Below are 6,000 nucleotides of genomic sequence, written 5' to 3' on the forward strand. Positions count from 1 at the left end.
CCCATATGAATTCCAAAGAATTCATTTGTGTTCGGATGGGCAGTCCTGCATTTCTCCTGTTAGGTTATTTGTTGCCGCTTGAGGTCGTTTGCCGCACAGCTGCCCCAAAGCCACAGCTAAAACATGCTTACTGATCCCGTAAGCAATAAGTGCTGCCAGTACTGACCAAAAAATCTCAGGATTGATTGTCATAGCCTTCCCATTATATTTGAGCGTCATCAGAATCAGCTACGTAGAATTCGATGCGAATTTGTTCCGGCTGCATACGGTACTCTTTGAGGTAGTTGCTATTGTCAAAATCGCTCGATGGCTTAAAGGTCATCTTTGAGAATGATTTGGGTGCTGGCTTGCTCATCGATGCTTTCAGTCGTACCGGAGCCTACCGGAAAATGAAGTTTGAACACTGCAATGTCTTGCGCTTCGACCTCGCGCAGTAGTTCGGCAGCGACCGCGCTTAGCCCACTATCATGATGTGTAAGTGACACCAGATCGGTTAGAGCGCCTGAGTGTTTTAGGTATTCAGTGTGATCGTCGCCCTCCGATTGCCGAGCCTGATACTTCGGATAATAGTTGGCCAGCGCCGCCTGATGAGCTCTTGCGTTATCGATCAGGGTTTTCTCCAGCAGGGTTAACGTCACAGATTTATCCTCATTCTGTGGGCGCGAGAGCCGCGCCCTAGTAATTGCAAAACCAGCGATTCTGCGGGCTGGTGGTGCATCTGACTTTCTTCAGACTTTGAAGTCAGGATCGATGATCCATGTTTTGCCTTTGCTTATGACAGCCACTGGCTGCATACGCAGGGCATATACCGCATGCTCTGTAGTGAGTTTTCCGGTCATATAATGCCTGGCAACGCTGAGGATGTATCGCATCGGACTATCCTACAAAATTGTGAACCTGGAGCTTGCCAGTATTAACGCTGTATTTGCAATTCAATCTATCAATGTTTCGGTAACTTGGGCGTCGCATTTCCAATCAATACCTCCAGTCCTTAGCTATAGAGTGGTCGTTTTCGCTCCACTCGATTCCTCCTGATTTGAATCAGAGCCCCTGCAAGTACAGTATTGGGGCTCGAATTCTATTAGCCTTGGGGTTGATTGAGTTCTGTGTCTTACCTGTTTTTGGTGTTGATAATCTTGAGATTGCGATCAAATTTTGCAAGAACCTCAAGAGTTGACTTGTCATATAGCCAGAATTGCACGCCTGACAAAGTTAAGGTCCAGTGAGTACTCTGTTCGAATTTGTCGTATTCTATTTTGGAAGTCTGCCAGTGCATTACAATTGGGTCTACTATGCTCCCCACAACTGCGACCGATAATGAATCCTTGAGAAGCTGAGCTTTCTCAATGGGTACAGGTATCGAGAAAGTTATAAATGAGCTTCCCGTGTCCTTGATTTTAAATGCGACGTTATAACTTATGCTGTCTTCGACTTTTAAACCGAGCCGTTCCTGACTATAATCCGTTTCGTATTTTACGGTTGTTGCGAAAGGGAACGTTGTGGAATGAGTATAATTCAGGTCAGTAAAATTACCCCCTGTTTGTAACTGGACATTAAACTTTTCGGCGTCTGCATCATACTTCACGAAACTTATAGTTGGCACGAAGAAGCCAAGTGTCGGTTTACCATTCAGATTCAAGTAAGAAGAAATAAAATCTGCTTTACGTAGTTTAAAGTCTTCTGTTTTCTCAAATTCCTTTTTCTCCAACACGCCTAGCTCTTTGGCTTTAGTAGCTAATGATTTAACATCATAGCCAATAAAAACGTTTGACAGAGAGTTATGATCGTAGGTCAAAGGGGCTAGCTCAACTACTGGCTCAGCGGGCAACACTGTGACTTCAACCGGCTCTGCACTTACTGGGGCAGTGATTTCTTGTTTCTTGGCGTCTTCTACATTTCCACATGCGGATAACAGAACAGATGTACACAAAAGCAATGATGCAAGATGATGAATGTTCAAAACAATTTCCTGGTGCTTAGCGGCTTCTACCACTCGGGTTTCTTTTTTGGCTTGCGCCTCGGGTGTTTCTAGGTCGGGATTTACTACATGACAGCGTGTATTACTTCCAAGAAAATTCATACTCAGGAAACAGTACGTCCATGGAGTCAATCACTTCAACCAGTTCGGAATCTTCTACTCGATTACCTGCGTATTGCTTCACCAGTGCCATGAACGTTTCAGGTGCTGCTCCACCACCTTCGCCAGCGTCATCATAAGCAGGCAGATTTCCGTTGAAAGTTTGGACCTCATCCAGGGCCGTTATTACCATTTTCAGTGCTGCAAGCCGGGAATTAATGCTCATGGGTGCTGACAACATAGTTTGGCACGAATATACCCAATTCATTGGGGGTTCCCGAGATCAATCTCGAAACCAAAGACAACATAGATTGGCATGAATCTGATTTTAGGCTAATTCAGGTGCGAGTTGCCGACAACATAGTTTGACACAAGCTTTAAGTGAGTCCGGGGGCTCCAGCCTACGAGCTGATCCCAGCAGGGCGTTTTGGCCCCGCTCTTGTGCCAGACTATGTTGTTACGAGCCAAACTATGTTGTCGCATGCCACGAAGTAGAAATCAGCTTTTTGTTGAGTGTGACATTCATTCCTTTCCCTCAACTTTCGGGGTTGTATCCGGCATAGTCCTTTGGGGGCAAAATCAGATGCCGAGCATCGACGCCATTGGCCTTTCGCTCCCGCACATACATTTCTACCAAAGCCGCCTCTTTCAACCGCTCAGCGAAGGCCACGACTTCGTGAAGCTGTTCCAGCGTGGCGTCGTACATGTTGTGAGCCAGGCCAATTGAATCGGCATCCAGTTCCTGAACAGCTGCCTCCAGGTGATGGGACAGATCGAACTTTTCAACATCAATCATTGAGTGTGCCCTCCGGGCGATTTTCCTAGCTACGGTACGTAGTGGGCTTTGAGTGCCAATACGCGGTAGTCGGTGATAGCTTTTATCTTCATAAACATGGCAATTTCCCTATATCAATTCGTTGTCGTCAGCGGGGCTTCTGGCGCTAGTTTTGCATTTACAGCGTCTCGGGCTTTCACCTTTGCCCGAGCGTTTGCGCCACCTTCTGTCTGGCCCGCATATCCACCGCCAGTCAATGCCATACTATTTCGCTCTTTAGCGCCTGGGCTTTTTCGATTTGTACAACGCAAAAAGACCCCACCCAATAACGCCAACAACTGCTGATGCACCCCAAGCGAAAAGCAGGCTCAAGGCAGGGCTATCAGGACTGGTGAAAAACTGGAGTGCAACATAGAAGGTTATGAAGATCATGTATGCAATAAATGGTGTCCATGTATATTTCATTTTTTACGTCCTCGGCCTGCTTAGATTTGCGCCAACCCAACACAAAAAGCCCTATGAATGCTGAGGCGATCACCCACCCAATACTGTAGTTCGCGGCGACGTAAGCAGCACCTGGGATGAGAAACAGACACAGAATTGTTAAGAAAAAATAACTGCAATGAGCATAAATTATGCCTTAATCTTGGCTTTGATGTGCATGGCTGAGAATATCAACCATTATTTAAATTTCAAATATGAGAACTTGAGGTTGAAGGCAGGACATCAAGCAAAGAAACTATATTACTTGGCTCACCAGCTTCTTAACCTTTGCTATATCCAATTATCCTTAGTTAAAATTCTCTCAAGAAACCATCTACGGTCGTGATCAATTTTCCTTCAGCGTGCCTTGTCAGTCAGTGCTTCGCACATCCAGCAGGCCAGCCCGTGTCGCCCCTAGGTCAATGCCAAGCATCCGGGATGCGTCGAGAATCGCCTGTTCAGCATGGCATGCGCTGGTCATCGGTCCTTGCCGCTCGCCACCGTCGAGCGACAGACCTGCGGACAGCCGAATCATCTTGATTGCAAAACGCATGCAGCCTGCGCTGCTTTGCAAGTTATCCAGTGAAACTGTGAATTGTTTACTTGGCGCGTGATACTGCATAAATCGCATTTCCGTTTACTGGTTGGGAGTGTCAGGTGCATGCAGGGTAGTCCACACCGGGAGTTCGAGGTTCGGCAATGTAGCCATCCCCTCCGCAAGTCTGACATACCGGTGCAGCGCAACTTTTCCTACTTGTCTGCTCGTTCGTCGCGGCCCCACATTTCCCAGGAGTCGCGCATCGCTAGTTGGTAATCGTTCCAAAGCCCACGTGCTTTACTCAGAATTTTCGGCCAAGAAAACGATATCTCGGTGAGTTTTTAACAGCACCTTCAACGGATTCAAGGGCGATTAGCTCACAGGAAAACCATCTGTCAAAAGCGTCCCGTTCAATGCCCCCAACGTTTGCTACATCAGCCTGTAAATATCGGAAAGCTTCAACATCAAGCGGTTCATAACCAGCTAAATCCGCTTCTAAAACTTCACTCCAAGTCAACGGCGCTCTGCCGAGCAAGTAACAAGCTACAAAAGCAACACAAGGCAGGAACAGGAATAGACCACCAAACCCATCTACAATACCCACGACAATGAGAACAATCAGCGCAGCTGACATGGCCAAAATAGTTCGCGGGCTCAAATCGCGGGTAAAGTTTAATACAGCGTGGAGCCTGATCCTGCCCAGCAGTTTCCTACGCGCTTTCGTGTTTAGCAAAGAGGACATGTTGGGCTTCATGGCAATGCCTTATTTAGTGTCAGGAAAAACCACCCCGAGGGTTTGTAGCTGGCAATTACTCTGATGCTAGGCTTCATTGCTGATCTTTTCCCATGGCTCGATGCCGTTGATCCAACCCGGCGATTTGGCTCTGCCAGCCACTCACGCAGCGAGCCAGCGTCTTTGTCGGGTACGTCTTCTTCACGCAACCGCTTATCAAGCAGCTCATCACTGGACAACGTGACCTCATAGTCGCTCGCATCCCAGTCTTCATCGCCGCCGATTTCGCGCATCAGCTCCATCGCTTGCTCAGGAGAGGTAGCGACGAACCAGTCGTAATCGCCAACCTGATAGCCGCGCATACCCATGCGCGTTGGTATAGGCAGTGGACGCCACGAGGACAACGATCATTGCAGCGCCCACGCTAATCCAAAGGTTGTAGGCGGAGAATCCAAATACCAGTGTGAAGGGGCCTTTGATCGGGGTGAAGACGTATAGTAGAAACAGCACGGCATTGAAGGCGATCAAGAGCGCGCAGACGTTGAAGGCTACGCTCCATAATTTGGATTTTCGTTCGAAATGTTCCGCTAACGAGTTCATACCTGGTCCTTTTGCAAATGAAGTGGCCCGACATGCAGCCAACAATCCAAGGTAATGGGTGACGGTTTCCATTTCAATTCAACCCGGTGCAAATAATGGCAGCCCTCACTGCTTAGCAGGCGTTGTCTCCGCAGAGGATTCGACCGTGGGCTGCTGTCGCTGGCCAACGACCGGTGATCAGCGGCGACCGCGACAGTTTTTATTACCGAGCGACAGATTCTATTCTTTGGGAGCAGCTGCGCGTGCGACGTTCCCAACACCGAAAGCATCGAGGATTTTTTGCTGTTTTTCGTTGAAATTGCTCATCGGTGTGTTCCTCTACCATTACATGTTGTTTTCGATCAGCTGGTCAGCGAAACCAAATGTAGTGCCGCCACTTTTCCCACCTCATCAGAGGCAGGTGTGTGTGTGTTCATGCCACTACATCTAGTAGCAGATCAGGGGCACCAAATACTGCCCTCATCTCAGCGCCTGTGTGATTCCCAAGATGGTCAAAAACCCAGCGCTCAGTCCGCAGCTACAGATGATCCATCTCCTGAAGCGTTATTTTCAATGCTGGTGCATGATGGGTATTTACGTATCACGTCAAAATTTTGTGAGGTCATGGTAGATGTAGAGGTTATCGCTCTCGTTATTGCGTCAAGCTTATCGTTTTTAACGTGATAAAACGAAATGGCCGCGATTACATACATCATTAGGCCAGTAAGAAATATCACACCTGAATTCATAGAATAAGCGCAACGCTTGAAACGAGAGGCAGAGAGCCAGCCACCGGTAGAATCCAGGCTCTCACA

At 47.9% G+C, this 6,000-nt stretch carries 10 protein-coding genes; all 10 read right to left on the minus strand.

What is annotated here, in order from left to right; genetic code table 11:
* Positions 1-21 precede the first annotated feature (21 nt).
* Entirely contained in the window at positions 22-219 is a 198-nt protein-coding gene (locus GHO41_RS14505; protein ID WP_153433949.1) for a hypothetical protein, read from the minus strand.
* A gap of 92 nt (positions 220-311) precedes the next feature.
* Complete coding sequence (locus tag GHO41_RS14510) at positions 312-638, minus strand: hypothetical protein (protein WP_153433950.1); 327 nt, start codon at positions 636-638, stop codon at positions 312-314.
* A gap of 473 nt (positions 639-1,111) precedes the next feature.
* Positions 1,112-2,080 (minus strand): hypothetical protein, encoded by a 969-nt coding sequence (locus GHO41_RS14515; protein WP_153433951.1) that lies wholly within the window; start codon positions 2,078-2,080, stop codon positions 1,112-1,114.
* A complete protein-coding gene (locus GHO41_RS14520) occupies positions 2,061-2,303 on the minus strand; it encodes a hypothetical protein (protein WP_153433952.1) in 243 nt (80 codons plus the stop codon). Before GHO41_RS14520 ends, GHO41_RS14515 begins: the two co-directional genes overlap by 20 nt.
* A gap of 309 nt (positions 2,304-2,612) precedes the next feature.
* A complete protein-coding gene (locus tag GHO41_RS14525; protein ID WP_153433953.1) occupies positions 2,613-2,873 on the minus strand; it encodes a hypothetical protein in 261 nt (86 codons plus the stop codon).
* Positions 2,874-3,705: 832 nt separating this feature from the next.
* The gene (locus tag GHO41_RS14530; protein WP_153433954.1) at positions 3,706-3,957 is read right to left on the minus strand and encodes a hypothetical protein; all 252 of its coding nucleotides are present in this window, start codon (positions 3,955-3,957) and stop codon (positions 3,706-3,708) included.
* Positions 3,958-4,174: 217 nt separating this feature from the next.
* A complete protein-coding gene (locus GHO41_RS14535) occupies positions 4,175-4,627 on the minus strand; it encodes a hypothetical protein (RefSeq protein ID WP_153433955.1) in 453 nt (150 codons plus the stop codon).
* The gene (locus GHO41_RS14540; RefSeq protein WP_153433956.1) at positions 4,624-4,968 is read right to left on the minus strand and encodes a hypothetical protein; all 345 of its coding nucleotides are present in this window, start codon (positions 4,966-4,968) and stop codon (positions 4,624-4,626) included. Before GHO41_RS14540 ends, GHO41_RS14535 begins: the two co-directional genes overlap by 4 nt.
* The gene (locus GHO41_RS14545; protein ID WP_178126517.1) at positions 4,916-5,206 is read right to left on the minus strand and encodes a hypothetical protein; all 291 of its coding nucleotides are present in this window, start codon (positions 5,204-5,206) and stop codon (positions 4,916-4,918) included. The genes GHO41_RS14540 and GHO41_RS14545 overlap by 53 nt, the downstream gene beginning before the upstream one ends.
* 506 nt (positions 5,207-5,712) lie before the next feature.
* A partial coding sequence (locus GHO41_RS30105; protein WP_218580260.1) for a hypothetical protein occupies positions 5,713-6,000 on the minus strand: 288 nt, incomplete at its 5' end.

The sequence above is a fragment of the Pseudomonas sp. FSL R10-0399 genome, assembly GCF_009600165.1.
Lineage (GTDB): Bacteria > Pseudomonadota > Gammaproteobacteria > Pseudomonadales > Pseudomonadaceae > Aquipseudomonas > Aquipseudomonas helleri.